Origin of the sequence: Mesorhizobium sp. NFR06 (genome assembly GCF_900115245.1) — a bacterium.
Taxonomy (GTDB): Bacteria; Pseudomonadota; Alphaproteobacteria; order Rhizobiales; family Rhizobiaceae; genus Mesorhizobium.
Genome location: NZ_FOVT01000005.1, coordinates 149452 through 173013, shown reverse-complemented (window position 1 = coordinate 173013; position 23562 = coordinate 149452). Strand labels below are relative to the sequence as shown.

The following is a 23562-nucleotide window of genomic DNA, read 5'->3' as shown; positions in this document are numbered from 1 at the left end:
GTTCAGCGGACCCCTTTGACGAGGTCGCGCGCGGCGGCGATGATGTCGGGGACCTGCGGCACCGTCGCCTTTTCCAGGTCCGGATTGTAGGGGATCGGCGTCTCGGCGCCACCCAGGCGCACGATCGGCGCATCGAGATAGTCGAACGCCTCGCTTTCGGCGACCAGCGCGCTCACTTCGGCGCCGATGCCAAGCGTCTTCACCGCTTCGTAGACACAGAGCAGGCGCGAGGTTTTCTTCACGCTGTCGATGACGGTCTGCCTGTCGAGCGGCCGGATCGTGCGCAGGTCAACCACCTCGATGTCGATGCCCTCGCCTTCGAGTGCTGCTGCGGCGTCGAGCGCCTTCTGCACCATGATCGATGTCGCGACGATGGTGAGGTCGCGGCCTTCGCGGCGGATTTCGGCCTTGCCGATCGGCACGGTGTAGTGGCCTTCCGGCACATGGCCTTTCATCTTGTAGAGCAGCTTGTGCTCGAAGATCATGACCGGGTCCGGATCGGCGACCGCGGCAAGCAGCATGCCCTTGGCGTCATGCGGCGTCGCCGGCTGGATGACCTTGAGCCCAGGCACATGGCCGAGCCAGGCCTCGAGGCTCTGGCTGTGCTGCGCGGCCGCGCCCGTGCCGGAGCCGGCCGGGAAACGCATCACCACCGGCACCGAAACCTCGCCGCCAAGCATGAAGCGCATCTTGGCCGCCTGGTTGACGATCTGCTCCATGCCGAGCGTGGCGAAATCCGAAAACTGGAATTCGAAGATCGGCCGCATGCCGGTGACGGCGGCGCCCACCGCGACGCCCGCGCCGCCCAGTTCGGAGATCGGCGTGTCGATCACCCGGTCGGCGCCGTAGCGCTCCACCAGATCGCCCGTGACCTGGAAGGCGCCGCCATAGACGCCGATATCCTCGCCCATCAGGAAGACGCGATCGTCCATGTCCATGGCGATCGCCATGGCCTCCTGGATCGCCTGGGCGTAGCTCAGTTCACGCAGCGCGGCGTCCATCACGCTTGCTCCGTGTAGACATAGTCTTGAAGAGCGGCGATCTCCGGCGCGGGGCTCGCCTTGGCGAACTCGATGCCGTCGGCGATCTCGCGCGCAACCGCGTCGCGGATCGCCTGGATGCCCTGGTCGTCAATGAAGCCGAAATCGCGCAACTCGGTCTCGAAGAGCGTGATCGGATCGCGGTTCTCCATCCAGTCCTCAATCTCCTCCTTGGTGCGGTAGCGGTTGCGGTCGCTCTTGGAGTGGCCGCGATGGCGGTAGGTCTTCGATTCGATCAGCGTCGGCCCCTCGCCCGCGCGTGCCCGCTCGACCGCCTTGAAGGACGCCTCGGCCACCTCGGAGAGGATATTGCCGTTGACGATGACGCCGGGCATCGAATAGGCGGCCGCGCGCTCGGCGATGTTCTTCACCGCCGTCGAACGCGCCGTCGAGGTCGACATGCCGTAGCCATTGTTCTCGCACACGAAGATCACCGGCAGCTTCCAGATAGCCGCCATGTTCAGCGCCTCGTGGAAGGCGCCTTCATTGTTGGCGCCGTCGCCGAAGAAGGAGACCACGACCTTGCCGGTCTTCATCATCTTCGACGAGAGCGCCGCACCGACCGCGATCGGAATGCCGCCGGCGACGATGCCGTTGGCGCCGAGATTGCCCTTGGCGACATCGGCTATATGCATGGAGCCGCCGCGGCCCTTGCAGTAACCGGTGGTCTTGCCGAAGAACTCCGCGAACATGCGGCTGACCTCGGCGCCCTTGGCGATGCAGTGGCCATGGCCGCGATGCGTCGAGGTGATCTGGTCATCCGCTGCCAGCGGCATGCAGACGCCCATCGCGCTTGCTTCCTGGCCGATCGACAGGTGCATGGTGCCGTGGATGAGGCCGCGCATGTAGCACTCTTCCGCGCCCTCTTCGAAGCGCCGGATGAGGTACATCTTGTGAAGCACCTCTCTAAGCTGCTCCGGGCTGTACTGGCGGTAGACGAAAGGCAGGTTCGCGCGGCTATCGACGACGGCTTTGCTGGCTCCGGCCATGATCACGCCTCCACGGCGCCGTAGACGAGCTTGTCCTGGCGGGCGCGCAGCTCGGCGATCTTCGAGCCCGGCGCGGGCGCCGCATTGGCATAGGTGATGAGCTCGCCCTTCTTGATCGGCTGGGTGACCGAACCGCCCTGTAGCAGGCCGCAGGGTATGGCACGCGCCGCATGGGCTTCCTGCGCCGTCATGATCCAGGCACGGTAGCAGTACTCGCCAATGGCATCGAGCTTGTCGCCGGGCTTCAGATCCTTCTTGGCGACGGCGCAGACCTCGGCCACTGGCTTCGCCAGCGGCACCATGTCGGCCTTGCCGTAGAGCACGACGCGCGCGCAGGTGAGCGGCACCTCGAGCGAGGTCAGGTGATAAGGGCGGTGAAAGGTGAAGTACGGGCCTTTGCCCATCTTCAGGTCTTCCATGCGTTCGGAAATGCGCGGATGCGACATGTCGGCGACGACAAAGACGCCGGGCGCCACACCCTTGCCGATCGAATAGTCGACCACACCGACCTTGGACAGCACGCCGCCATCCTTCTCGGGCACCAGCACTTTCGACAATTCGCCAAGCGTCGCTGACGGACCGTGCATGCCGGGCTTGTCGGGCACCAACCCGGTCGCGTTGGCGATCGCCGCCATCTCGACCATGGTTTTCGAACCATCGACGAATTCGACGAGCATGCGCACGTTCATGTGGCGGCGCTTGGCCTCCTCCTCATAGTCCGGAGGCGTGGCGTCGATGTTGAGCGGGTTGTTCTTGCCCTTGCCGGCGGCAACGATCGGGTGGCCCATTGCGGAGACGAACTCGATCAGCTCCATGCAGGAAGACGGCTCGTCACCGGCGCCGAGCGAATAGGTGACGCCCAGGCGATCGGCCTCACTCTTGAGATAGGCGCCGATGGTGACGTCGGCCTCGACGTTCATCATCACCAGATGCTTGCCATGCTCCATGGCGCGCAGGCCGATCTCGGCGCCGACGGCGGGAACCCCGGTCGCGTCGATGACGACGTCGATGAGGTCGTTGCCAATGACAAGGCTGGAATCATTGGTGACGGCGATCTTGCCGGCCTCCATCGCCGACGTCATCGCCGTCGCATTCGAAACCTCGCGCGCATGGCCGGTTTCCTGGAACGCAATATCGACGGCCTTGCTGGCCGCCGGCAGGTTGAGTTCGGAAATGGCACCGATTTCGATGCCAGACATGTGCGCTACGCGGGTAACGATGTCGGTTCCCATTTCGCCGGAGCCTATGAGGCCGATGCGGATGGGCTTGCCGGACTTGGCGCGTTCCTCGAGGTCGCGGGCAAGGCCCGTCAACGAAATATTGGAAGCCATGCCGCTTATTCCTCCCATATCGCATGCTGTTCGATTGCTTGACGGGTATTGAACATATGTATTTCTGTCAAGACTAATGTCCACATCTTTGGCCATTGCTCGACACTTTTCGAGTTGGCCCAAGGCGCGTCGGCGGAAAGCGCACACAGCGGACACCCGTGCCAAACCGAATGGACGCGGGCGCTCGCAGCCAATTGCCTGTCAAAAGGCGCTTGGCGGCCCTTTCGCAGCCTATAGGAGATATCTAGGCGGCAATTGTTACTGGCAAACGTCGACCCATACAGCGCCGACGAGGTCGGCCATGCGCTGCGGCGTGATGCGCACCGCCGCATTGGTGGCGCCGGCAGCGGGGACGACCTTGCCGAAGGCCTTGAGCGACAGATCGCAATAGATGGGCAGCGGCGACGGCAGGCCGAACGGGCAGACGCCGCCCGGCGGATGGCTGGTGACCGCCAGCACCTCTTCGGCGCCAAGCATGCGCGGCTTGCCGCCCATCCTGTCCTTGAATTTGCGGTTGTCGAGCCTGGCGATGCCGCTGGTCACGACCAGCATGGTCTCTTCGCCGACGCGCAGGCAGATCGTCTTGGCGATTTGCGCCGGTGTGACGCCATGGGCGTCGGCCGCCAACGCGACAGTGGCCGAGTTTGCCTCGGTGACGATGACCTCCACGTCCGGCGCGTGCGCGGCAAAAAAGGCGCGAACCGATTCCAGACTCATCGCAGGTACCTCTTCATGTGCATCGAGCGGCGCGGCACCAGCGAATCGCATGGCGCCAAGGTCATTGGCAAGGCGGTCATGGCAAGCGCCATGCGGGCCAGTCGTTGCGCGCACTGAAAAGCCCGCCCGGCAAACGCCGGCGGGCTTTCAAAATCGACACTTGCGTGCGTCTCTACTGCTGAACGAGCCGATTCTCCGCGGCCGGCATGCCGATCAATTCCTCCTCCGGCACCTGCAACGCCGAGGCAATTCGCCGGAGCTTGGCGGGATCCGCGTCCTTGCCATCCTCGATGTCGACGATCTCGCCGACGGCCAGGCCGCAGGTCAAAGAGAGTTCCTCGATCGTATATCCCCTCGTTTCGCGAGCGGCCTTCAACGGGTTGAGGTCGGACGCTGCAATGATGTCGTTGGAAATAGCCTTTCGTGCGGTGTTGGGCATGGCAACTCCTTGAGATGAAACAGGGTCGGATGAAATGTGGCGTTGCCTGAGACGGTCGGGAGAATGCTCGTTAACAAATGATTTGCCAAGAGCACCATTTCGGCCGTCACGCCATCGTGAAGCGGCGTTTCCGGCCGGATATCGCAGGCTTCATGCATGTAAGGTCGCGCAACGCTCAATCAAGCTCTTTTGAAGGTCCGCGATCGGATTCGCGGGCATTTTCGACGTCACGTTTCGTTAGCTTGCCGTCACCGGCAGCCGACAGACGGCGCTGGGCATTTCTCGGAAGGATCGGATGCCATGAATTTGAAATTACTCGCAATTGTGCTTGGCACGGTTTCAGGCATCGTCGGCGCGACGCAAGCGGGGGCGGCAAATGCGGCACGTCTTCGAGGCACTGTCGTCAGCGTTGCCGGTTCAACGCTCACGGTGAAGGAGCGCGACGGCAAAACCGATGTGATCACCCTCGCCGACGGATCGAAGATTTCGGGTGTGGCCAAGGCCTCGGCAGAGGATATCAAGCAGGGCGATTTTCTCGGCATCGCCTCGATCTCCAAGGCCGATGGCGGCAGCGGCGCGCTGGAAGTCGTGATCTTCCCGGCCGCGCTGAAGGGGACGGGCGAAGGCGACCGCGACTGGGATTTGCAGCCCAACAGCCGCATGACCAACGGCACCGTCGCCGATGTCACCGAGATCGAGGGCCGCACGGTCACGCTCACCTATGACAACGGCCAGAAAAAGCAGATCGCGATTCCGCAGTCGACGCCGATCGTGACATTCGCCACCGCGACGCCGGCGGATCTGGCACCGGGTGTAGCGGTGTTCGTCAACGCCGAGCGCAGCGGCGACGGCAAGCTGGTTGCGAACCGGATCGTGGTCAGCAACCACGGCATCGCGCCGCCCATGTGAGGCCAGGCGGCGGCCGCATTCAGGCCGGGCACGCGGCGCGGGCCCCCAGAAACAATCCGGAAACAAAAATCTACATTTGGGAAAGATTGTCGAAAAAAATCAGGAGGATAGTCCCTGTCGCGAGGCTCGGGTCACCGATTTGGTCCGGTGACTCTCGGAACGCCCGCGTAAAAAGGAACGAAGTCATGAAGAAGTCTCTTCTCTCCGCGCTCGGGCTCGCTCTGGCCCTGGCATTCACCATGCCGATCCTCGGCGCCGCCAGCGCCGATGCGGCTCCGATGAAGCATCACCGTCATCACCATCATCATCGTTATCATCACCGGCACCACCACCATCATCATCATCACCACCACAAGATGGGCTACAAGGCCTGATCCTTCCCTCTTGCCGATGGGAAGGCGGGCCTTCGCTTCGTCGAGCGGGCCGGCCTTCCCATTGGAGCTTTCCGCCGAGGCAGCCGACGATGCCGGATCGCAGTCCCGAATGCATCTGATGGGGCCTGCGCCGACCTGCCGGCCAGGCCGGCGACCTCGACCATGCCAGGGTCGAGGCGTTCCGCGCCAGATGCACGGCGCACGCCGGCCAAGGGATTCGCGACGAGCGGCGGCAAGTCGAATGATGACCGTTCAGCGAACCTGGTCGAGCAGACGCTTGCATTCCAGCAAGTCGAACAGCGCCTCCTGCAGCAATGCTCGATTGTCACGCGACAATTTTGAAGCGTCAGGTTGAACCGGACCTTCGTCGTCGCCCTTGCCGATGCCGAAGAAACGGCGGCTGGGCTTGACCTTCGGCTGACCGACCAAGGCATCATCGTCGCCGCGCGGCTGCGCGGCCGCCGTCAGCGGCACCTGCTCGGCCTGGCGGCGCTGCGCAATCGCCTCCACGGCGGCCATGTCGCCATTGCCGATGGCGACCAGAAAATGGTTGCCGTTCTCGCGCAACAGCTTCTGCACGCCTTTGATCGTATAGCCCTGATCGTAGAGCATATGCCTGATGCCCTTGATCAGTTCGACGTCCTGCGGCCGGTAGTAACGGCGGCCGCCGCCGCGCTTCATCGGCTTGATCTGGGTAAAGCGCGTCTCCCAGAAACGCAGCACGTGCTGCGGCAGATCGAGATCTTCCGCGACTTCGCTGATGGTGCGGAAAGCGTCGGGACTCTTGTCCATGGGCCAATCCTCACACTGGACCGCGATCCGGTGAATGATCCCGAATCGCGCCTTATTTCAGCGGTTTATGAAACAATATTCAAGCCCAGCGTCAAAACGGCCGGCGGTTTTCAACCGCATTCGCCAGCAAACTACTTGCCGCCCTTGCCCTTGCTGTTCTGGTGCGAGCGCAGGATCCGGCTCTTGAGCACGTTCGACGATTTGAACGTCATCACCCGGCGCGGCAGGATCGGCACTTCCTCGCCGGTCTTGGGATTGCGGCCGATGCGCTCGTTCTTGGAACGGACGTGGAAGGTGGCGAAGGACGACAGCTTGACCGTCTCGCCGCGAACGATTGCTTCGCAGATTTCGTCGAGGACGGCTTCGACCAGTTCCGCCGATTCGGTTCGCGACAAGCCGACCTTCCGATAAACGGCTTCAGCAAGGTCGGCACGCGTAAGTGTCTTTCCCCCCATGCGACCGTCCCATCTGCTCGCAAAAACGTAAATCGATACAGGTAAAGGCAGAGCCTAAGTAATTGATCCGTCAAGGTCAAGAACCGAACCGGCGCGTTCGGCACTTACCAGCGGAGCAACACCGCGCCCCAGGTGAAACCTCCACCCATCGCCTCGAGAAGCACCAGGTCACCCTTCTTGATGCGGCCGTCGGCGACGGCCACCGCGAGAGCCAGCGGCACCGAGGCAGCCGAGGTGTTACCGTGTAGATCGACGGTGACCACCACTTTCTGCTCGGCAATCCCGAGCTTCTTGGCGGAAGCGTCAATAATCCGTTTATTGGCCTGGTGCGGCACGAACCAGTCGAGGTCCTGCGCCGTTATGCCGGCCTCGCCGAAGGTCGCTTCGATGACGTCTGTGATCATGCCGACGGCATGCTTGAACACTTCACGGCCTTCCATCCTGAGATGGCCGACGGTTCCTGTCGTCGAAGGGCCGCCGTCGACGAAGAGCTTGTCCTTGTGCACGCCGTCGGAGCGCAGGCTCGCCGCAAGCACGCCGCGATCGGTGATCGCGCCGGCTCCTTCTCCAGCTTCGAGAATCAGCGCGCCGGCGCCGTCGCCGAAAAGCACACAGGTCGAGCGGTCGTTCCAGTCGAGGATGCGCGAGAAAGTTTCCGAACCGATCACCAGGACGCGTTTGGCCAGGCCGCCACGGATATAAAGGTCGGCGGTGGCGACGGCATAGACGAAGCCTGAGCACACGGCCTGCAGGTCGAAGGCAAAGCCATGATGCATGCCGAGCCGGTTCTGGATCTCGACCGAGGTCGCCGGAAAGGTGTTGTTGGGCGTCGAGGTCGCCAGGATGATGAGGTCGATATCGGCAGGCGTCATGCCGGCGCTGTCAAGCGCGGCGCGTGCCGCCGCCTCGCCCAGCGAAGCCGTCGTCTCGTCGTCGGCCGCGACGTGGCGCTGGCGAATGCCGGTGCGCTGGACGATCCACTCGTCGGAGGTTTCGACCATGCCTTCGAAGTCGGCATTCTTCATGATGCGGCGGGGTAGCGCGGCACCGTTGCCGCGCACGACTGATCTGATCAAGGCTCTGTCCTATTCCTCGGCGTCGGCGGCGACGCCGGATTTCCTGTTTGCCTGCGCATTCGGGTTGCGCGCATGAAACAGATCGAGGTCGGCCTCGATCCGGTCAAGCAGATTGTTGCGGACCATGTCGTAGCCAAGCTCGATCGCCGCCGCGAAGCCATCCGAATCGGCGCCGCCATGGCTCTTCACCACGATGCCGTTCAAGCCCAGGAAGACGCCGCCATTGGAGCGGCCGACATCCATCTTCTCGCGCAGCCTGTCGAAGGCGCCCTTGGCGAAGACGTAGCCGATCTTGGCCATCAGCGTGCGGCTCATGGCGGCGCGCAGATAGCCGGCGATCTGCCTTGCCGTGCCCTCGGCGGTCTTGAGCGCGATGTTGCCGGCAAAGCCCTCGGTGACCACCACGTCGACCGTGCCCTTGCCGATATCGTCGCCTTCGACGAAGCCACGATAGTTCATCGAGGCCATGTTGGCCTCGCGCAGCATGCGGCCGGCCTCCTTGACCTCTTCCTGGCCCTTGATCTCCTCGACGCCGACATTGAGCAGGCCGACGCTCGGCCGCTCAATGCCGAACACCGAGCGCGCCATGCCGGTGCCCAGAATCGCGAAATCGATGAGCTGATGCGCGTCCGCGCCGATGGTGGCACCGACATCGAGCACCACGCTCTCGCCGCGCGTCGTCGGCCAGAGCGCGGCGATCGCCGGACGGTCGATGGTGGCCATGGTGCGCAGGCAGAATTTCGACATCGCCATCAGCGCGCCGGTGTTGCCGGCCGAGATACAGGCCTGCGCGCCGCCGTTCTTGACCGCTTCGACGGCCTTCCACATAGACGACTTCCAGCGGCCGTGGCGCAGCGCCTGGCTAGGCTTGTCGTCCATGCGCACGGCGATCTCGCAATGAACGAATTCGCTTACTTCGGCGAGTTTCGGAAACTTGGCGAGCTCGGGACGCACGACGTCCTCGCGGCCATAGATGACGAAGCGGATGTCAGGGCGGCGGATGGCGACAGTCATCAGCGCCGGGATGACCACGCTCGGTCCGTGATCGCCGCCCATGGCATCGATGGAAATCCTGATCACGTAGTGCTTTTCTCACGGTTTGCCTGGCTTGCGGCGGACGCCTGCCAAGGTAAGGGGGCTCGCGAAGGTTCGGCGAAAATAGCGGTTTTGGGCTGCCGCACAACCAACTTTTCCAAAATCCGGACCACTCTCAGGATTTTCCAAGCAGCGAACGCAGCTTTTTCTGGAATTCGCTTTCCTCAGGCTGATCGTCACCGCCGACGTCGAGCGAGGCTCCCGGCTTGCGCGGATAAGGGTCGATCGCCAGGCCGAAAAACTGCTCGGCCAATGCCCCGACGTCGATGATGTCGCCGGAAAACGTCTCAGGGCTGTCCGGCCCGTCGGCGTCGAGGATGATCTCGCCGCCGCCCTCGAAACCCTCGCGTCCGAGCTTCGACTGCTCGGGCAAGAACAGTGCCTCGACGGGCTCGTCGATATGCGCGGTTACCGGCTCCAGAGTGACGATACAGGCCTGCGTGATGTCGGCCTCGACGCGGCCGGTGACCTTGACGCCATTGCGCTTCCACGGGGCCACCAGCAGCTCGGCGCGGTAGCGTTCGACCGAAAGCAGTTCATATTCGGCTCCTTTGTCGCCAATGTCGCGCGGCTGCCGCAAAAGGGCCTGCCTGTGGTGGTCGAGGCCGACGAGCGCCAGCGCGAAGCGCTTGCCGGGTTGTGCGATTCTGCGTCTTTCATCCTGGCCTCCTCACGCGGCCCCGGCGGCCGGGAACGCGACCGTGCCAGCGGCGATCGAAACGGTCGGCTGCCCGGCGAGTTCTCGGCAGGCATGGCAAACATAGTCCGCCAAGAGCGGCGCCTGAGGCCAGGGGCCGGCGTCCGGCCTGACATTGCGGGCGAGCGCCGACGCCAGCGCCAACCGGTCGTCTTGCTCGAGAGCATCGTCATAAGCGGCGGTGCGGCCGTAAAACATCTTTGCCAGCTTCTTCATGCGTTTGGGCACGCCGACATCGCTGGTGCCAAGTTCGCGCAGCGAATGCTCGACATCCAGGAAGAACTCGTCGATCAGCACTTGCGCGACCTCGGCCGCCACGCCTTGCTCGCCGCGCAGCCGGTGCTGGATGAGATACATGTGCAGCGACAGCATCTCGAAGCGGCCGAGCGGCGTATCCGGCACATTCCAGTCGGAATAAAACACCGTTTGCCGCGCCGCCGCCACGATTTGTGCGTAGAGCGCCTCGGTGATAGCGCGGTTGGCATTGCGTTCGCGGCCAAAAAGGCGCTGGAACATTGAGGGCGGTCTCCCGGGGACCTGTTGTTTGATTTGGCCTTGTTGCATCGGCATGCAAGCTGGTTTACCGGTTTTGCGGCCCAGCGCAAGTTGCGGGGATATGATGGAGAAGTGTTGTTGGGTGCGCTGAAATTCAAGTCGTTCTTTGCGCCCGCCCCAGTGGGCGTGGCCTCGCTGCTGGTGCTGGTATCAGCGCTTTCCGCCTGCAACTCGTCCAAGATGTTCGGTGATCTCCATCCAAGCGAGACCCTGACGAAAGGCTACGTCATCGACCAGCAGGCGATCGATTCGGTGCCGGTCGGATCGAGCCGCGAACAAGTGCTTTTGGCGCTTGGCACGCCGTCGACGACGGCTACCTTCGACAACGAGGCCTTCTACTACATCTCGCAGACGCGCAAGCGCTACGTCGCCTTCGACAACCCTCACATCATCGACCAGCATGTGCTGGCGGTCTATTTCGGCGCCGACGGCCGCGTCACCCAGATCGCCAATTACGGGCTCAAGGACGGCAAGATCTTCGACTTCATCTCGAGGACCACGCCGACCGGCGGCAAGGACCAGAACTTCCTCAGCCAGGTCATCAATGGCGCGGCGAAGTTGGCCCCAGGCATCCCGGGCGGCGGCGGCGGCACGCCCTGAGTTCGCTCGCCCGGCAAGCTGGATTTGCAAGGACCCGTCAGTTGGCGGGTCTTTTCTTGCCGGCAGGCGGCAAACCGCTCGCTTGCTTATGCTCGTGCGGCCCCGTATGACGTTGCGCGATTTGCGGGGGGGCTGGATATGAGCGATAACGATCGTACTGTGCCGCAAGGCTGGATTGCGACGGGCACGCCCGACCGGCAGACCGTGACAGCCGACTGGCTTGTCGCCGACACGCCGACGATCGATGGCGTCACGTTCAAGGAAATCAGATCTGTCGCGACTTCGACCGGTTATCTCACCGAGGTCTTTCGCGAAGAATGGGGTCTGGACAGCCTTCCCGTCGGGCAGGTCTTCCAGCGCACTCTGTATCCCGGCGCGGTGACGGGATGGCATGCTCACGGCGTCACAACCGACCGGCTTTTTTGCTCGATAGGTAGCGTGCGGATTTCGCTGTTCGACGGCCGCAAGGCCTCACCGACATTCGGCGCGGTCTGGCACAAGATCGTCGGGGCGCTCAGGCCCGCCATCGTCATCATTCCGCCCGGCATCTGGCACGGCGTCGTCTCGCTCGGGCCGGAGACCGCTTTGCTGCTCAATCTCGTCGACAAGGCCTACGCCTATGACGCGCCCGATCACTGGCGACTGCCGCCCGATACCGAACACATCCCCTACAAGCTGGTGTAGCGTGGAACGGGCTGGCCAGCGCGCGCCAAGTGGACCGATCGAACCGCTGGTCTCGGTCGTCATAGCGACGCACAATCGTCCGGCGGTCCTGCATCAAACATTGAAGAGCCTCGTGGGTCAGACCCTGCAGGACTGGGAAGCCATCGTCATCGGCGACGCGTGCCGGTCGGACACCGCGGCCACGGTAGCCGCCTTCGACGATGCCCGCATCTCCTATATCGATCTTCCCGTGAACTTCGGCGAGCAATCGGGGCCGAACAATATCGGCTTTGCCAGAGCACGCGGCCGTTTCGTTGCCATATTGAACCATGACGACCTCTGGTTTCCGGATCATCTGGCATCCATGAGCGGCTGGATCGACGCCACCGGAGCCGATGTGGTGATCGCCAGGGGTGCGGTCATCGAGTCGGCCGCGAGCAATGGTACCAGGAATATGATCCTCGGGATGGGACTGGGCGGCTTCTATGACCCCGTCATCACAGTCGGATTTGGCTCGGCGCAAATGATCCGACGGACGTCACTGCCAAGGCTTGGGCCATGGCGCCCGGCCAGCCGGTGCGTCTGCGAGAGTTCCCAGGACTGGCTGTTCCGTGCCTGGCGCAAGGGCGCGGTGATCGCAACGATGCCGCATCTGACCGTGCTCATGCTGCATTCGGGCAAGCGCGAAGGCAGCTATGCGCGAGACTCGGCGCGCGAGCAGGAAGAACTGATGGACGCGATGAACGCGCCAGACGCGTTGCGCGTCAAGATTCTCGACAACGCCGAGGAACCTACTCCCCTCAAGCGCTCGCGCTACCTCAAACGCAGGCTTCTGGCTATCCTTGGCATACATCCGCGGGCGCGTTCCTTCCGCCGCCAATATCGCCGCGGTGCCTTCATTGTCATGCTGCGCCAGAGACGCGGCTTGCCGCCAATGCCCGAGCGAGAACCGGACGCCGCTGAGTTGCTGGCCCGCTATCGCCATGGCAGCGAAAAACCGGAAGCGAGCTGAGTACCGCTGGGATGCGGAATGCATGAAGGATGTCATGGCGAAAAACAAAGCCCGCGGGATCGCTCCCGCGGGCTTTGTCCTGGAATAGCCGCCGCGATCAGCCGTGCGCGAGCACGGCAAGCAGAAGCAGCGCCACGATGTTGGTGATCTTGATCGCCGGGTTGACGGCCGGGCCAGCGGTATCCTTGTAGGGATCGCCGACGGTGTCGCCGGTGACCGAGGCCTTGTGCGCCTCGGAGCCCTTCAGGTGCTTGACGCCGTCCTTGTCGGTGAAGCCGTCCTCGAACGACTTCTTGGCGTTGTCCCAGGCGCCGCCGCCGGAGGTCATCGAGATGGCGACGAAGAGGCCGTTGACGATGACGCCGAGCAGCGAGGCGCCGAGCGCCGCGAAGGCCGAGGCCTTCGAGCCCGAGATCAGAAGCACGCCGAAATAGACGACGAGCGGCGCCAGCACCGGGAGCAGCGACGGGATGATCATTTCGCGGATCGCAGCCTTGGTCAGCAGGTCAACCGCACGCGCGTAGTTCGGCTTCGAGGTGCCGGCCATGATGCCCGGGTCTTCCCGGAACTGCCTGCGTACCTCTTCGACAATCGAGCCGGCCGCGCGGCCGACGGCCGTCATGGCGATGCCGCCGAAGAGATAGGGGATCAGGCCGCCGAAGATCAGGCCGGCGACGACATAAGGGTTGGAGAGGTCGAAGGAGACCTCGCCCATGCCTTGGAAGTAAGGGAACTTGTCGCCGTTGGCGGCAAAGAACTTCAGGTCGTTCGAGTAGGCCGCGAACAGCACCAGGGCGCCCAGGCCGGCGGAGCCGATGGCATAGCCCTTGGTGACCGCCTTGGTGGTGTTGCCGACAGCGTCGAGCGCATCGGTGGAGTGCCGCACTTCCTTGGGCAGGCCAGCCATTTCGGCTATGCCGCCGGCGTTGTCGGTAACCGGACCAAAGGCGTCGAGCGCCACTATCATACCGGCAAGGCCAAGCATCGTGGTGACGGCGATCGCCGTGCCGAACAAGCCGCCGAGCTGGTAGGTGGCGATGATGCCGCCGACGATGACGATCGCCGGCAGCGCGGTCGATTCCAGCGAGACCGCGAGGCCCTGGATGACGTTGGTGCCATGGCCGGTCACCGAAGCCTGCGCGATCGAGTTCACCGGGCGTTTGTTGGTGCCGGTGTAGTATTCGGTGATCACCACGATGAGACCGGTCACAGCCAAGCCGATCAGGCCGCAGATGAACAGGTTCTTGCCGGTGACCGCCATGCCGGCGACAGTGCCGACCTCGCCCCAGCCGACCGTGGCCGAGGTGGCGAAGCCGAGACCGACGATCGACAGCAGGCCGGTGACGATCAGGCCCTTGTAGAGCGCGCCCATGATCGAGCCGTTGGAACCAAGCTTGACGAAGAAGGTGCCGACGATCGAGGTCAGGATGCAGGCTCCGCAAATGGCCAGCGGATAGAGCATCGCCGCGCCCAGCACGGCCGTACCGCCGAAGAAGATGGAGGCCAGAACCATGGTGGCGACGACGGTCACCGCGTAGGTCTCGAAAAGGTCGGCGGCCATGCCGGCGCAGTCGCCGACATTGTCGCCGACATTGTCGGCGATCGTGGCCGGATTGCGCGGATCGTCTTCCGGTATGCCTGCCTCGACTTTGCCGACGAGGTCGCCGCCGACGTCGGCGCCTTTGGTGAAGATGCCGCCGCCGAGACGGGCGAAGATCGAGATCAGCGAAGCGCCGAAACCGAGCGAAACCAGCGCGTCGATGACGACGCGGTCATTCGGTTGCAGGCCCATCGGGCCGGTCAGGATGGCGTAGTAGATCGAGACGCCGAGCAGTGCGAGACCTGCGACCAGCAGGCCGGTGATGGCGCCGGACTTGAAGGCTATGTCGAGGCCGGCGGCGAGGCTGTTCGACGCGGCCTGCGCGGTTCGCACATTGGCGCGCACCGAGACATGCATGCCGATGAAGCCGGCGGAGCCCGAAAGCACGGCGCCGATCAGGAAACCGATCGCGGAGGTGATGGAGAGCAGCCACCAGGCAAGCAGAAGCACGACGATGCCGACGATGGCGATGGTCGTGTACTGGCGCGCCAGATAGGCCTGCGCACCCTCGCGGATGGCGGCGGAGATTTCCTGCATGCGCTGACTGCCCTGATCGGACGCAAGGACCGAACGTGTCGCCCAGATGGCGTACAGAACTGACAGCAAGCCGCAGGCGATGACGGCGGTAATGATGGTCATTGCCGGATTTTCCTCGATTGTTGGCCCAAAAGAACCCCTCCCTGGGCCGTTGGAACGGGAGACGAATTGCCGGCAGTCGGAATTCGCCCCTTCGCTGGCGTGTATGCGAAACAGGGTTCGGAACGTCAAGATATTGTTCGGTTTTTGCCCTGCTTTCACCCGAAAGACGGAGTCGGCAACAGCGGCGCCCGCGCAGACCTGGAATTAGATCGATTGAAAATGACGCAGGGGCATCATCCGCAGAACTATTCCGTCCCCTGCCCCATCCGGCGAGCGGCGTAGCGTTCGATCGCCGACAGGCCGTCATAGATCAGCACCGCAAGCGCGGCGACGATCAGGCCGCCCTGCAGAACAAAGGCAAGGTTGTTCGAGATCAGACCGGCGATGATCACCTCGCCCAATGTCTTGGCTGCAACCGTCGATCCGATGGTTGCGGTGGCGAGGCTGATGACGACCGAAAGCCGGATGCCGCCGAGGATCACCGGGGCGCTGAGCGGCAGCTCGACCTTCATCAGCCGCTGCCAGCCGGTCATGCCGGCGCCGCGCGCCGCTTCCATCACGTTGCCGGGCAGCGTGGTGAGCGCCGTCAAGGCATTCTCGAAGATCGGCAGCAGCCCGTACAGGAAGAGCGCGATCAGCGTCGGCTTCTCGCCGAAACCGACCGCCGGCACGGCGAGCGCCAGCACCGCCACGGGTGGAAAGGTCTGGCCAATATTGACCAGGCTGCGCGACAAAGGCAGGAACTCGGCGCCGGCCGGTCTTGTGACCAGGATGGCGAGCGCCACCGCGACGATCGTCGCCGCCAGCGTCGCGACCAGCACGGTCCGCAGATGCTGCAGCGTTAGCGCCAGCAGGCTGCCCTGATTGTAGATCGCCGGCGCGCCGTTCTCGGTCAGGGGTCTCAGCAGCGGCTCGAACCAGTTGGGGCTGGTGATGAAGACCACCAGCAGCACCAGCACGGCCAGCCTTAGCAGCGCGGGCAGCCAGACCTTCATTGCGGCCTCGCCGCGCGTTTCACCAGCCCTTCGACGGTGATGCGGCCGAGTTGCTTGCCATCGGCGTCTTTCACAGGCAGCGCAGGGCGGCCCGACCACAGAAGCTCGGCCAGCGCGTCGCGCTGCGTTGCGTCGCCTGGGATAGCCTCGCCCTCGGCGCCGCCCGGCTCCACGACATCGCGCACGTGGCCGAGCGACAGCAGCCGGAACGGCCTTTCGCTGGCGCCGACCAATGTCTCGACGAAGCCGCTCGCCGGCCTGGCCAGGATCTCCGCCGGCTTTGCGTATTGCACCAGCTTGCCGGCGTCCATGACCGCGATCTTGTCGCCCATATGCACCGCCTCTTCCATGTCGTGGGTGACGAGGATGATCGTGGTGCCGAAGCGCCTCTGGATCGCCAGCAAGTCCTCCTGCGCCTTGGTGCGGATGATCGGGTCGAGCGCGCCGAAGGGTTCGTCCATCAATAGCACATTGGGCTCGGCGGCAAGCGCGCGGGCGACGCCGACGCGCTGCTGCTGCCCGCCGGAAAGCTCATGCGGGTAGCGCGGACCATAAGCCTGGGGATCGAGCTGGTAGAGCGTCATCAGCTCGTCGACACGCGCCTTGATGCGATCCCTGTCCCAACCGAGCAGCAGCGGCACGGTGGCGATGTTCTGCGCCACCGTGCGATGTGGAAACAGACCGTGCCCCTGGATCGCGTAGCCGATACTGCGCCGCAGCTGGTAGCCGGGCACGGATCGGTTGTCGGCGCCGTCGAGCTTGATGACACCCGAGCTCGGCTCGACCAGACGATTGATCATCCTGAGCAGCGTCGTCTTGCCGGATCCTGATGTGCCGACGATGGTGGCGATGGTCCGAGGTTCGATGACCATCGAAACATCGTCGACCACAGTCGTCTCGTCATAACGCTTGGTGATGCCTTCGATCTCGATCATGCCGTTTCAACTACCCTGCGCTTGTTGGCGGTCATCTCGATGACCGCGTCGAGGACGATCGCCGCTGCAAAGGCCAGCGCGACGGTGGGCAGCGCGCCGAGCAGCACGAGATCCATCGCCGTCTGGCCGACACCCTGAAAAACAAACACGCCGAAGCCACCGCCGCCGATCAGCGCGGCAATGGTGGCAAGGCCGATGTTCTGCACCAGCACGATGCGGATGCCGGTCAGGATCACCGGGAAGGCGAGCGGAAACTCGACATCGAACAGGCGCTGGCGATCGGTCATGCCCATGCCGCGCGCGGCGTCGTTGGCGGCGCGTGGCACGCCGGCAAGGCCGACCACGGTATTGGCCACCACCGGCAGCAGCGAATAGAGGAAGAGCGCAACAAAGGCCGGCGCGGTGCCGATACCCCTGATGCCGATCGCAGCGGCGCCAGGCACGTGGACGGCGATCCAGCCAAGCGGGGCGATCAGCAGGCCGAACAGCGCGATCGACGGAATGGTCTGGATGATGTTGAGCACATTGAGGACCCCCGCCCGCAGGTTCTCGACGCGATGGCAAAGGATGCCGAGCGGAATGCCGACGACCACCGCGCCGGCCAGCGAGCCAAGCGCCAGCGTGAGGTGCTTGGAAGTTTCGGCCCAGAAACTGTCGGCGCGGCTGGCATATTCCTTGAGGATGGAAAGGCTGTCCCAGCTTCCAGAGACGAGCAGAGCGGCGATGGCGAGCGCTGCGACGACCAGAACGCCAACGCGCGCCCAGGGCGACAGGTTGAGCCGGGTCAGCACGTCGGCCAGGAGCAATGTGAAGGCAAAGATCAGCAGCCAGAAACCGGAGGCCGGGGCGACGCGGGCAAAGGTGTTGCCAGCGGGTGTCAGGAAACTGCCGGCGACGCCAATCAGCACCACCAAAGCGACCAGCGCCACGACGCTGGCGGCCAGCCTGAGAACAAGCGGCGTCCTGAGCAGCGCAATGATGGCGCCGGCCATCACTATCGCCAGCAAAAGCACGCCAAGCGCGGGCGGCAACGCTTCGAGAACCGGGCGCGCCTGTCCGGGCACGATGCGGTTGGCGCGGAACGTGGCGAAGGGCGCCGCCAAGGCAGCGTAGGCCACGATCGCGGCGATGACCACGCCGAGCTTGTCGAAGCGCAGGGTCATGATACGGGCTTGCGCGAGGCGCCCCCCTCTGGCCTACCGGCCATCTCCCCCTCTAGGGGGAAGATCAGATGTCGCGCTCGCTTTCGCCAATCACCTAGAGTGGAGAAGAAGGCACGAGGCAACAGCTGCCAATCTCCCCCCTTTGGGGGGAGATGTCCGGCAGGACAGAGGGGGGTGCCTCGCACCGGCATCGCGCTTTTCAGGCTGGGCTTATTACTTCAAGAAGGCGTTCTTCTTTAGGAAATCCTCCGCCACGCCCTTCGCCGGTTCGCCGCCCAGCTGGACGCGGCCGTTGAGCTCCTGCAGCGTGACGAGGTCGAGCTTGGCAAAGACCGGCTTCAACAGCGCCTCGATTTCCGGATGCTGCTTGAGGACCTCTTCGCGAATGATCGGCGCGGGCTGGTAGACCGGCTGCACGCCCTTGTCGTCCTGGAGCACGATGAGGCCGGAAGGCTGGATGCCGCCATCGGTGCCGTAGACCATGGCGGCGTTGGCGCCGTTGGTCTGGTTGGCGGCCGCCGCGATGGTGGCCGCGGTGTCGCCGCCGGAGAGCGTGATCAGCTGGTCGGGCTTCAGCGTGAAGCCATAGGTCGTCTGGAAAGCGGGAAGCGCCGCTGCCGAATTGACGAACTCGGCGGAAGCGGCGAGCACCACCTTGCCGCCGCCGGCGACATATTTGCCGAAGTCCGACAGCGTGGCGAGCTTGTTCTCGTCCGCCACTTCCTTGCGCACCGCGATCGCCCAGGTGTTGTTGGCCGGCGACGGCGACAGCCAGACGATCTTGTTGGCGTCAAAGTCGAGCTTCTTGGCGGTTTCATAGCCCTTGGCGGCATCCTTCCAGACGGGGTCATCGGCCTTCTGGAAGAAGAAGGCGGCATTGCCGGTGTATTCGGGATAGATGTCGATCTCGCCGGCGGTGATTGCCTTGCGCACCACGGGCGTCGCGCCGAGCTGGATGCGGTCCGTCGTCTTGATGTTGTTGGCGTTGAGGACCAACTGGATGATGTTGCCCAGCACCCCGCCTTCCGTGTCGATCTTGGAAGACACCACCACCTCGGCATTCGCCGAAGCTGTCACGATGCCGAGCGCTATCGTCGCGAAAGCGAGCTTTCTGATTGAAAACATTGTGGAAATCCCTTGCTGTGAACCGATCAATCGGTGGCCGCATATGAGCACGGCTTCAACGGCCAGTCGGGGCATACGGTTTCATAGCTAGGGGGACACGCGCAATAATTTTGTTCCCCGCGCGCGGCAGGTGCCGGGCCGGTCCCGACAGCGTAATGTTAGTTGCTGGTGCGCAAGCCCGGCAGCTTCAGCGTGCCGAGCGCGACAAAACACAGCAGGACGACCGGGAACACGATCCAGTTCAGCATGGTCCAGCCCCAGGCATTGTAGATCGCGCCCGACATCAGCGAGGAGAATGCGACGGAGCCGAAAAGGACGAAGTCGTGGAAACCCTGCACCTTGCTCTTCTCGGAAGGCCGGTAGCTCGCGGCAACCATTGCGGTGGCGCCGATGAAACTGAAATTCCAACCGAGCCCGAGCAGGATCAGCGCCGTCCAGAACTGCCACAGCGCCAGGCCGGAAAGCGCCACGGCGGCGCAGCCGACAAGCAGGACGAGGCCGGTCGCGACGATCCGCGCGGCGCCGAAGCGATGGATCAGCGAACCGGTGAAGAAGCTTGGCCCGAACATCGCCATGACATGCCAGGAAATGCCAAGCGTCGCATTGTCTTCCGACAAGCCGCAGCCGACCATGGCGAGCGGCGCGCCCGTCATGACGAAGCTCATCAGCGCGTAGCTGCCGACGGTGCAGAACAGCGCGGCGACGAAACGCGGCTGGGTGACGATTTCGGCCAGCGGCCGGGCATCGCCTGCAGCGATTTCAGCGACGCTGCTCGTCCGCGAGGAAACGCGCAGGAAAGACAGGATGAGCGCGCCAACCGCCGCCAGGGGCAGGATCGAGGCGAAGGATCCCGCGAACATCACCGGGGCCAGCAATTCGCGCGTGTAGATGACGATCTGTGGGCCGAGTATGGCGGTGATGATGCCGCCCGCCAGCACGAAGGAGATGGCGCGCGCCTTGAACTCGGGCGGCGCGTTGTCGGCGGCGGCGAAGCGGAACTGCTGGACGAAAGCGCCGCCGGCGCCGATGACGCAGAGGCCGAGGGCAAACAGCCAGAAGCTCGCCTGGAAGAGCGCCAGCGTCGCGATCAGGCCGCCGAGCGCCGTGACGATCGTGCCGGTCATGAAGCCGCCACGGTGACCGAGCCGGCGAATGAGGGCGGCCGCCGGCAAGGCGCCAAGCGCCACGCCGAGATTGAAACCGGTGACCGGCGCCGTCGCCAGCGACTTGTCGGGGCCAAGCAGATATTGACCGGCAAGCGCGCCGAGCGAAATGGCGATCGGGGCGGCCGAACCGACGATCGCCTGCGCGGCGGCAAGCAGCACCGCGGTGCGACGCCCTTCCCTGCCGGTCTCGGCGAGCGCGGCGGCCGCGGCCGTCACGAAGCGTCCTTGCCACGCCCCTCGCCGCGAACCCGGCGCGAGACGCGATCGAGAACGGCGTTCACCAGCTTCGGCTCGTCTTCCTCGTAAAAAGCCTTTGCGATGTCGACATATTCGGAGACGATCACGGCCACCGGCACGTCCTCGCGCTTCATCAATTCATAGACGCCGGCGCGCAGGATGGCGCGCAGCGTCGAATCCAGTCGCGACAGCGGCCAATCCTCGGTGAGCGCCTGGCGGATGACAGGATCGATGGTCTTCTGGTTTTCGACGACGCCGGTCAGGATGGCGCGGAACCATTGCGCGTCGGCCTCGCGATAGAGCGCGCCGTCGACTTCCTTGCCGAGGCGAAAGGTTTCGTATTCGGCCGTAGTCTCGAAGACGCCGCTGCCGGCCACATCCATCTGGTAGAGCGCCTGGACGGCGGCAAGACGGGCGGCGCCGCGCTTGTTGGCGTGGCGCACCGCTCCGGTTGAGGCAGGTTCGGTCACGATTGCGCTCCGAATTTCTCTTTGAGCGCGATCATGGTCAGCGCCGCGCGTGCCGCGAAGCCGCCCTTGTCGCCTTCCGTTTTCCGCGCGCGCGCCCATGCCTGCGCGTCGTTCTCGGTGGTCAGGATACCGTTGCCGATCGCGACCGCTTCCTGCACCGAAAGGTCCATCAGCGCGCGGCTCGATTCGTTGGCGACGATGTCGAAATGATAGGTGTCGCCGCGGATGATGGTGCCGAGCGCGACGAAACCGTCGTAATGCGTGCCGCCTTCGGCAGCGCCATCGAGGGCGAAGCATATCACGGCGGGGACTTCCAGCGAACCGGGAACCGTGACGACGTCATAGGTGGCGCCCGCCTCGTCGAGCGCGCCAGTCGCGCCTTCGAGCAGCGCGTCGGCGAGATCGTCGTGGAAGCGCGCTTCGACAATGAGCAGATGCGCCTTCGCCTTCGGACGAATGAACGCTTTGCCGTGTTGGGATCTGCCAGCCATAAAAGTCTCCGGGGGGTTGCCGGTGACTTAGGCCGAAGCCGGGTTGATCGCAAGCGGAAGATTGCTGCAGTCAGACGCCAGCAGCCTGACGATAGCGAAGCACCGTATCCCTTAGACGATCGTTCACCGGCTGCGGATTGGTCAGCGCTGCAACGAAAACCTTGCGATCGTTGACCGACAGATTGAGGCCGGGCGCGTCCTTGACGTGGGGGTTTTCTCGGTGACCGGAGCCAATTTCGTCTTTGGTCATCAAAGCCCCTCTTTCGCCGCCTCGGCCAGCCGCGCGGCGTAGCGGGCCATGGTGTCGATCTCGAGGTTGACACGATCGCCCACCTGGCGTTCGCCCCAGGTGGTGACGCTCAGGGAATGATGGATCAAAAGCACGTCGAAACGGGCGCCTTCGACCTTGTTGACGGTGAGCGAGGTGCCGTCCAGCGCGATCGAGCCCTTCGGCGCGATGAATTTCGCCAGATGGCGTGGCGCTTCCAGCGTGAAGCGGACGGCATCGCCCTCCTCCTTGCGCTCGACGATCTCGGCGGTGCCGTCGACATGGCCGGAAACTATGTGGCCGCCGAGCTCGTCGCCCAGCTTCAGCGCCCGTTCGAGATTGATCCTGGTGCCGGATTTCCAGTTCGATGCGGTGGTCAGCCTGAGCGCTTCCTCCCACGCCTCGACCTCGAACCAGCGCGCGTTCGCGCCATGCTCGGGCAGAGCCGTGACCGTGAGACAGACACCGCCGCAGGAGATCGAGGCGCCGATCGCGATGGTCTCGGGGTCATAAGCGGTGTCGATGCGCAGGCCAACGCCTTCGCTCAGAGGCTTCACCGCGGCAACGGTGCCGACGTCCGTGACAATCCCTGTAAACATCAGAAATCCCTCATCCACTCGGCGTAGCTGTCCTCGCCGAAGCGCATCTCGCGCAGTTTGCGGAACCCCGCGGGGATATTGCCGGCGTCGATGGGCGAGGCAATGCCACCCACGCCGATCGCATCCGGCCCCTGGAACAGGACGATGCGGTCGACGAGGTCTTCGTCCAGGAAGGCCCTCGCGACCTGGGCGCCGCCTTCGACCAGCACGCTCGCCATGCCGAGCGCGGCAAGGTCCTCGAGCAATTCCGGCAGGGCGACGACGCCGCCATATGTCTCGGTGCCGATGAAACGCACGCCGGTGCGTTCGAGCGCCGCTCGCCGATGAGGGTCGGCTTCGAGGCAGGCCGCAACATAGAGCGGCACGCGATCGACGCCGGACACCAGCTTGGACGTCTCCGGCAGCCGGATCTGTCGATCGAGAATGATGCGCGCCGGCGAGCGGTTCTCAAGTCCCGGCAGGCGCACGGTCAGCGCTGGGTCGTCCTCGAGCGCGGTACCGATGCCGACCAGGATGGCGTCGGCCTCGGCGCGCATCAGATAGACCTCGCGCCGCGCGATCTCGCCGGTGATGGCAACCTGCCCGGCACCTTTCCTGCCGATCTTGCCGTCGCTCGAAAGCGCAAGCTTCAAGGTCACTTCCGGGCGCTTCTTCAGAGACCTGATCAGATAGCCGGCCATCTGTTCGGCTGCCTCGGCGGCCAGCACCTTCTCCACCACCTCGACACCGGCAGCGCGCAGGATGGCGTAGCCCTTGCCAGAGACGCGCGGATCGGGGTCGCTCGCCGCGCCGACGACACGCGCAATGCCGGCATTGACCAGCGCGTTGGCGCAAGGCGGCGTGCGGCCGTGATGGGCGCAAGGCTCCAGCGTGACATAGGCGGTGGCGCCGCGCGCCAGTTCGCCGGCCTCGGCCAGCGCCTCGGTCTCGGCATGCGGGCGGCCGCCGACGGCGGTGACGCCTGTGCCCACGATCATCGGACCGGCGCCGTCGTCGCGCACGATGATGGTGCCGACGGAGGGGTTGGTCGACGTGCGGCCGGCATTGCGGCGCGACAGCCTGATGGCCGCGGCCATGAAACGGCGATCAAGGGCCGCCTGCGCGGCCTCGTTCCGTCGCGGTCCCGCCAT

27 protein-coding genes and 1 pseudogene are annotated in these 23562 nt (G+C 64.3%); 6 read left to right on the top strand and 22 right to left on the bottom strand.

Annotated features, from left to right (window positions below; genetic code table 11):
* Positions 1-2 precede the first annotated feature (2 nt).
* The 5 genes from F3H96_RS11650 to F3H96_RS11630 form a co-directional block, all read right to left on the bottom strand.
* Positions 3-1001 (bottom strand): alpha-ketoacid dehydrogenase subunit beta, encoded by a 999-nt coding sequence (locus F3H96_RS11650; RefSeq protein ID WP_149801887.1) that lies wholly within the window; start codon positions 999-1001, stop codon positions 3-5.
* Complete coding sequence (locus F3H96_RS11645) at positions 1001-2029, bottom strand: thiamine pyrophosphate-dependent dehydrogenase E1 component subunit alpha (RefSeq protein ID WP_149801886.1); 1029 nt, start codon at positions 2027-2029, stop codon at positions 1001-1003. The genes F3H96_RS11650 and F3H96_RS11645 overlap by 1 nt, the downstream gene beginning before the upstream one ends.
* Before the next feature lie 2 nt (positions 2030-2031).
* A complete protein-coding gene (locus F3H96_RS11640; protein WP_149801885.1) occupies positions 2032-3360 on the bottom strand; it encodes an NAD(P)H-dependent oxidoreductase in 1329 nt (442 codons plus the stop codon).
* Positions 3361-3618: 258 nt separating this feature from the next.
* Positions 3619-4077, bottom strand: a complete 459-nt coding sequence (locus F3H96_RS11635; protein WP_149801884.1) for a YbaK/EbsC family protein — start codon at positions 4075-4077, stop codon at positions 3619-3621.
* Positions 4078-4249: 172 nt separating this feature from the next.
* Positions 4250-4516 carry a helix-turn-helix transcriptional regulator gene (locus F3H96_RS11630; RefSeq protein ID WP_149801883.1) on the bottom strand — a complete coding sequence of 89 codons (267 nt, stop codon included), beginning with the start codon at positions 4514-4516 and terminating at the stop codon, positions 4250-4252.
* Between the two features lie 300 nt (positions 4517-4816).
* Between F3H96_RS11630 and F3H96_RS11625 the strand changes: the two genes are divergently transcribed.
* Entirely contained in the window at positions 4817-5425 is a 609-nt protein-coding gene (locus F3H96_RS11625) for a hypothetical protein (protein ID WP_149801882.1), read from the top strand.
* Positions 5426-5610: 185 nt separating this feature from the next.
* Entirely contained in the window at positions 5611-5799 is a 189-nt protein-coding gene (locus tag F3H96_RS11620) for a hypothetical protein (protein ID WP_149801881.1), read from the top strand.
* 252 nt (positions 5800-6051) lie between these two features.
* On the opposite strand, the gene F3H96_RS11615 is transcribed toward F3H96_RS11620, so the two are convergent.
* The 5 genes from F3H96_RS11615 to F3H96_RS11595 form a co-directional block, all read right to left on the bottom strand.
* Positions 6052-6591, bottom strand: coding sequence for a MerR family transcriptional regulator (locus F3H96_RS11615; protein WP_149801880.1), 540 nt, complete (start codon positions 6589-6591; stop codon positions 6052-6054).
* Between the two features lie 131 nt (positions 6592-6722).
* Positions 6723-7046: an integration host factor subunit alpha gene (locus F3H96_RS11610; protein WP_023815657.1), complete on the bottom strand. Its 324-nt coding sequence runs from the start codon at positions 7044-7046 to the stop codon at positions 6723-6725.
* 104 nt (positions 7047-7150) lie between these two features.
* Positions 7151-8122: a beta-ketoacyl-ACP synthase III gene (locus tag F3H96_RS11605; RefSeq protein WP_149801879.1), complete on the bottom strand. Its 972-nt coding sequence runs from the start codon at positions 8120-8122 to the stop codon at positions 7151-7153.
* A gap of 9 nt (positions 8123-8131) precedes the next feature.
* A complete protein-coding gene (gene plsX, locus F3H96_RS11600; protein ID WP_149801878.1) occupies positions 8132-9202 on the bottom strand; it encodes a phosphate acyltransferase PlsX in 1071 nt (356 codons plus the stop codon).
* 130 nt (positions 9203-9332) lie between these two features.
* Positions 9333-9797 (bottom strand): DUF177 domain-containing protein, encoded by a 465-nt coding sequence (locus F3H96_RS11595; RefSeq protein WP_244619968.1) that lies wholly within the window; start codon positions 9795-9797, stop codon positions 9333-9335.
* Here F3H96_RS11595 and F3H96_RS31065 point away from each other — a divergent pair.
* Positions 9756-9851: pseudogene (locus F3H96_RS31065) on the top strand (DUF177 domain-containing protein); the annotation flags it as partial. The gene F3H96_RS11595 and the pseudogene F3H96_RS31065 sit on opposite strands and share 42 nt — an antisense overlap.
* A gap of 36 nt (positions 9852-9887) precedes the next feature.
* Here the strand turns inward: F3H96_RS31065 and F3H96_RS11590 are convergent.
* Positions 9888-10430, bottom strand: a complete 543-nt coding sequence (locus F3H96_RS11590; RefSeq protein WP_149801876.1) for a ubiquinol-cytochrome C chaperone family protein — start codon at positions 10428-10430, stop codon at positions 9888-9890.
* Between the two features lie 117 nt (positions 10431-10547).
* Between F3H96_RS11590 and F3H96_RS11585 the strand changes: the two genes are divergently transcribed.
* The 3 genes from F3H96_RS11585 (at position 10548) to F3H96_RS11575 (ending at position 12744) form a co-directional block, all read left to right on the top strand.
* Positions 10548-11069 carry an outer membrane protein assembly factor BamE gene (locus tag F3H96_RS11585; protein WP_149801875.1) on the top strand — a complete coding sequence of 174 codons (522 nt, stop codon included), beginning with the start codon at positions 10548-10550 and terminating at the stop codon, positions 11067-11069.
* A 138-nt stretch (positions 11070-11207) separates the two neighbouring features.
* On the top strand, positions 11208-11753 hold the full coding sequence (locus tag F3H96_RS11580) for a dTDP-4-dehydrorhamnose 3,5-epimerase family protein (RefSeq protein WP_149801874.1): 546 nt from the start codon (positions 11208-11210) through the stop codon (positions 11751-11753).
* The gene (locus F3H96_RS11575) at positions 11689-12744 is read left to right on the top strand and encodes a glycosyltransferase family 2 protein (RefSeq protein WP_149801873.1); all 1056 of its coding nucleotides are present in this window, start codon (positions 11689-11691) and stop codon (positions 12742-12744) included. Before F3H96_RS11580 ends, F3H96_RS11575 begins: the two co-directional genes overlap by 65 nt.
* Before the next feature lie 97 nt (positions 12745-12841).
* Here F3H96_RS11575 and F3H96_RS11570 read toward each other — a convergent pair whose 3' ends face one another.
* The 11 genes from F3H96_RS11570 to ribD form a co-directional block, all read right to left on the bottom strand.
* Complete coding sequence (locus F3H96_RS11570; RefSeq protein WP_149801872.1) at positions 12842-14983, bottom strand: sodium-translocating pyrophosphatase; 2142 nt, start codon at positions 14981-14983, stop codon at positions 12842-12844.
* A gap of 245 nt (positions 14984-15228) precedes the next feature.
* A complete protein-coding gene (locus tag F3H96_RS11565) occupies positions 15229-15978 on the bottom strand; it encodes an ABC transporter permease (protein WP_149801871.1) in 750 nt (249 codons plus the stop codon).
* Positions 15975-16913 (bottom strand): ABC transporter ATP-binding protein, encoded by a 939-nt coding sequence (locus F3H96_RS11560; RefSeq protein WP_149801870.1) that lies wholly within the window; start codon positions 16911-16913, stop codon positions 15975-15977. Before F3H96_RS11560 ends, F3H96_RS11565 begins: the two co-directional genes overlap by 4 nt.
* Entirely contained in the window at positions 16910-18076 is a 1167-nt protein-coding gene (locus F3H96_RS11555; RefSeq protein ID WP_149801869.1) for an ABC transporter permease, read from the bottom strand. Before F3H96_RS11555 ends, F3H96_RS11560 begins: the two co-directional genes overlap by 4 nt.
* Positions 18077-18289: 213 nt before the next feature.
* A complete protein-coding gene (locus F3H96_RS11545) occupies positions 18290-19201 on the bottom strand; it encodes an ABC transporter substrate-binding protein (RefSeq protein WP_149801867.1) in 912 nt (303 codons plus the stop codon).
* 158 nt (positions 19202-19359) lie between these two features.
* Entirely contained in the window at positions 19360-20583 is a 1224-nt protein-coding gene (locus F3H96_RS11540) for an MFS transporter (protein WP_149801866.1), read from the bottom strand.
* Positions 20580-21074, bottom strand: coding sequence for a transcription antitermination factor NusB (gene nusB / locus F3H96_RS11535; protein ID WP_149801865.1), 495 nt, complete (start codon positions 21072-21074; stop codon positions 20580-20582). The genes F3H96_RS11540 and nusB overlap by 4 nt, the downstream gene beginning before the upstream one ends.
* Complete coding sequence (gene ribH / locus F3H96_RS11530) at positions 21071-21565, bottom strand: 6,7-dimethyl-8-ribityllumazine synthase (RefSeq protein WP_149801864.1); 495 nt, start codon at positions 21563-21565, stop codon at positions 21071-21073. Before ribH ends, nusB begins: the two co-directional genes overlap by 4 nt.
* 70 nt (positions 21566-21635) lie before the next feature.
* Entirely contained in the window at positions 21636-21815 is a 180-nt protein-coding gene (locus tag F3H96_RS11525) for a DUF1778 domain-containing protein (RefSeq protein WP_210248153.1), read from the bottom strand.
* Positions 21815-22432, bottom strand: coding sequence for a riboflavin synthase (locus F3H96_RS11520; RefSeq protein WP_149801863.1), 618 nt, complete (start codon positions 22430-22432; stop codon positions 21815-21817). The genes F3H96_RS11525 and F3H96_RS11520 overlap by 1 nt, the downstream gene beginning before the upstream one ends.
* Positions 22432-23562: a bifunctional diaminohydroxyphosphoribosylaminopyrimidine deaminase/5-amino-6-(5-phosphoribosylamino)uracil reductase RibD gene (ribD, locus tag F3H96_RS11515; protein ID WP_149801862.1), complete on the bottom strand. Its 1131-nt coding sequence runs from the start codon at positions 23560-23562 to the stop codon at positions 22432-22434. The genes F3H96_RS11520 and ribD overlap by 1 nt, the downstream gene beginning before the upstream one ends.

Bases quoted from the DNA above. Each gene is read 5' to 3' on its own strand.
- F3H96_RS11575 (WP_149801873.1), top strand. From the start codon at position 11,689: ATGACGCGCCCGATCACTGGCGACTGCCGCCCGATACCGAACACATCC.
- F3H96_RS11565 (WP_149801871.1), bottom strand. From the start codon at position 15,978: ATGAAGGTCTGGCTGCCCGCGCTGCTAAGGCTGGCCGTGCTGGTGCTG.
- ribD (WP_149801862.1), bottom strand. From the start codon at position 23,562: ATGGCGGGACCGCGACGGAACGAGGCCGCGCAGGCGGCCCTTGATCGC.
- F3H96_RS11570 (WP_149801872.1), bottom strand. From the start codon at position 14,983: ATGACCATCATTACCGCCGTCATCGCCTGCGGCTTGCTGTCAGTTCTG.
- F3H96_RS11630 (WP_149801883.1), bottom strand. From the start codon at position 4,516: ATGCCCAACACCGCACGAAAGGCTATTTCCAACGACATCATTGCAGCG.
- F3H96_RS11615 (WP_149801880.1), bottom strand. From the start codon at position 6,591: ATGGACAAGAGTCCCGACGCTTTCCGCACCATCAGCGAAGTCGCGGAA.
- F3H96_RS11555 (WP_149801869.1), bottom strand. From the start codon at position 18,076: ATGACCCTGCGCTTCGACAAGCTCGGCGTGGTCATCGCCGCGATCGTG.
- F3H96_RS11650 (WP_149801887.1), bottom strand. From the start codon at position 1,001: ATGGACGCCGCGCTGCGTGAACTGAGCTACGCCCAGGCGATCCAGGAG.
- F3H96_RS11610 (WP_023815657.1), bottom strand. From the start codon at position 7,046: ATGGGGGGAAAGACACTTACGCGTGCCGACCTTGCTGAAGCCGTTTAT.
- F3H96_RS11635 (WP_149801884.1), bottom strand. From the start codon at position 4,077: ATGAGTCTGGAATCGGTTCGCGCCTTTTTTGCCGCGCACGCGCCGGAC.
- F3H96_RS11620 (WP_149801881.1), top strand. From the start codon at position 5,611: ATGAAGAAGTCTCTTCTCTCCGCGCTCGGGCTCGCTCTGGCCCTGGCA.
- F3H96_RS11580 (WP_149801874.1), top strand. From the start codon at position 11,208: ATGAGCGATAACGATCGTACTGTGCCGCAAGGCTGGATTGCGACGGGC.
- F3H96_RS11640 (WP_149801885.1), bottom strand. From the start codon at position 3,360: ATGGCTTCCAATATTTCGTTGACGGGCCTTGCCCGCGACCTCGAGGAA.
- F3H96_RS11545 (WP_149801867.1), bottom strand. From the start codon at position 19,201: ATGTTTTCAATCAGAAAGCTCGCTTTCGCGACGATAGCGCTCGGCATC.
- ribH (WP_149801864.1), bottom strand. From the start codon at position 21,565: ATGGCTGGCAGATCCCAACACGGCAAAGCGTTCATTCGTCCGAAGGCG.
- F3H96_RS11560 (WP_149801870.1), bottom strand. From the start codon at position 16,913: ATGATCGAGATCGAAGGCATCACCAAGCGTTATGACGAGACGACTGTG.
- F3H96_RS11590 (WP_149801876.1), bottom strand. From the start codon at position 10,430: ATGTTCCAGCGCCTTTTTGGCCGCGAACGCAATGCCAACCGCGCTATC.
- F3H96_RS11625 (WP_149801882.1), top strand. From the start codon at position 4,817: ATGAATTTGAAATTACTCGCAATTGTGCTTGGCACGGTTTCAGGCATC.
- F3H96_RS11525 (WP_210248153.1), bottom strand. From the start codon at position 21,815: ATGACCAAAGACGAAATTGGCTCCGGTCACCGAGAAAACCCCCACGTC.
- F3H96_RS11520 (WP_149801863.1), bottom strand. From the start codon at position 22,432: ATGTTTACAGGGATTGTCACGGACGTCGGCACCGTTGCCGCGGTGAAG.
- F3H96_RS11645 (WP_149801886.1), bottom strand. From the start codon at position 2,029: ATGGCCGGAGCCAGCAAAGCCGTCGTCGATAGCCGCGCGAACCTGCCT.